Annotated in this window: 1 protein-coding gene and 1 pseudogene; both read right to left on the minus strand. The window is 64.7% G+C overall.

Annotated features, from left to right (window positions below; genetic code table 11):
• Positions 1 to 382: pseudogene (locus tag MOV75_RS36215) on the minus strand (hypothetical protein); the annotation flags it as partial.
• Between the two features lie 44 nt (positions 383 to 426).
• Complete coding sequence (locus MOV75_RS36220; protein ID WP_246932396.1) at positions 427 to 1,482, minus strand: UPF0104 family protein; 1,056 nt, start codon at positions 1,480 to 1,482, stop codon at positions 427 to 429.
• Positions 1,483 to 1,967: the final 485 nt, after the last annotated feature.

The raw sequence follows: 1,967 nt of genomic DNA on the forward strand, positions 1-1,967 counted from the left end.
TCCGGACGAAATCCCAGCCGTCGCGCCAGTGTTGCCAAAGGCCGATCCAGCTGACCAAGAGCATCAAGATTCCGGTCCCGACCATGATCCGAAATGACCAGAACAGCGGCATGCCGGCGACGACCGCGGCCACCGCCGCGCTCTCGACCGGGTTGATGCGCCTGACATCGTCGCGCGACGCGGCGGGATCATGCAGGCGCCACGGGATCAGTGCCGCGGCCGCAATGCAGAGGAACACGATCGCGGCGTGCAGCGCCGACAATTCGCCGAGCGAGACGACGACGGACAGCGCCAGGGCCGCAGCGATCAGGATGACGGTCGAATGCCGCAGCCGGTCGGACCAGGGCTGGGCGGAGGGAGAAGAGGGGGCGTCGATCGCCATCGGGGCGGACTTCTCCTGGAGGCTTGTCCTAAAGCTTGGCGGCGTCAGGCACCGCTGTCGCTACGCTCTCTCACATAGGCGGCTTCACGCGCTGGACCGGGGTCGAGCTTGAGCGCCGCCTGCTGCAAGCGCTTCGATCGTGCGCCGATCATAACTTCGCGAAACGTCAGCAGGATTACAGATATGACGAAGGGGGACAGATAATAGAGGACGCGGAACAGCAACATGCCGCCCAGAAGCTCCTCGCGGTCCATCTGCCAGAGGCCGACCAGCATGGCGGCGTCGAACACTCCCAGCCCGCCAGGCGAGTGGCTCGCGAACCCGAGCAGCGTCGCCGAGACGAAGATCACCGCGACCACCACGAATCCGAGATTGGGCTCGTCCGGAACCAGCACGTACATCGCGAGCGCGCAGAAGCCGAGATCGATGATGCCGATCGCGATCTGGAGCAGCGTCAGCGCGCCGCCCGGCAGCACCACGGTCCAGGGCCCGCGGCCGACCACGCGCGGCTGGGTCGAGACCCAGACCACGTAGCCGACCAGTCCCACGATGATCATCAGCGCCAGCGTCCGGTTCAGCCACGGCGGAAGCAGGTCGATCGAGGCGGCGGCCTCCGGATGATAGGCGATGCCGAGGCCGAGCACGGCGGCATTGCCGAGCCAGAAGGTCAGGCCGGCGAGGAAGCAGATCTTTGCGACGTCGATCGCGTTCAGCCCGTAGGCCGAATAGATGCGATATCGCACCGCGCCGCCGGTGAAGACGGATGCACCGACATTGTGGCCGATCGAATAGCTGGTGAAGGCGGCGAGCGCGTTGATGCGGTAGGGCACGTGGGCGTGGCCGATCGCGCGCACGGCGAACAGGTCGTAGAAGGTCAGGGTGAAATAGCCCGCGGCGACGAACAGCGCCGCCATCGCAATCTGGCTCGGCTCGGTGCTCTTGATCGCTTCGAGGACCTCGTTGGAATCGATGCCTCGCAGCATGTGGTACAGCACATAGCAAGCGATGCCGATGACCGCGACGCTGATCACAACTCCAAGCTTATGCAGGATTTGCTTCTGGCGCAGAAACGTCGTCGCCCTGCGGATGGCTTCCAGCATCTAGACCTCGAACAACGCTTCAGCGGCCAGGGTGGCCGGCGAACGGGCGGACGACGCACAGGCACTCAACGAACCCTCGCCGCCGGCTCCGGCATCGCGCATGCCCCCTGCCCCTCCACTAGCGCGTTTTCGGGCCGAGTGGAATTCGCCAATTCGAACAAAAACTCGTGCATTCAATATTTTAGGCAGGGTTGGGTGCTCCTGATGCACGGTTTGGCGTCCTCGGCGGCAGACTTGAGGCGAATCTCCATGGCGATCCTGCGCAGGCGCCGTGAAGGTTTGATGATTTCGGCCGTACAATGTTCCGTCACGTCTTAAGCCGACGTCAATCTATGGGGCACGCCTGCCTGTTGAAAGGGGGCGGATTTTCCGATGCGCCGGAAGGTCGCGGGCGCGAAAGGTGGGCCCAGGAGCGGCCAGACCGCTGCGCCGGTCCGATTCCTCGCGAGCCGAAAGGCTCAGGCGGCCGGCATGCTGCGCGAGAC

It is taken from the genome of Bradyrhizobium sp. PRIMUS42 (assembly GCF_023006515.1).
Taxonomy (GTDB): domain Bacteria; phylum Pseudomonadota; class Alphaproteobacteria; order Rhizobiales; family Xanthobacteraceae; genus Bradyrhizobium.

Excerpts from the sequence above, each read along its gene's own strand:
- MOV75_RS36220 (WP_246932396.1), bottom strand. The coding sequence starts at position 1,482 with ATGCTGGAAGCCATCCGCAGGGCGACGACGTTTCTGCGCCAGAAGCAA.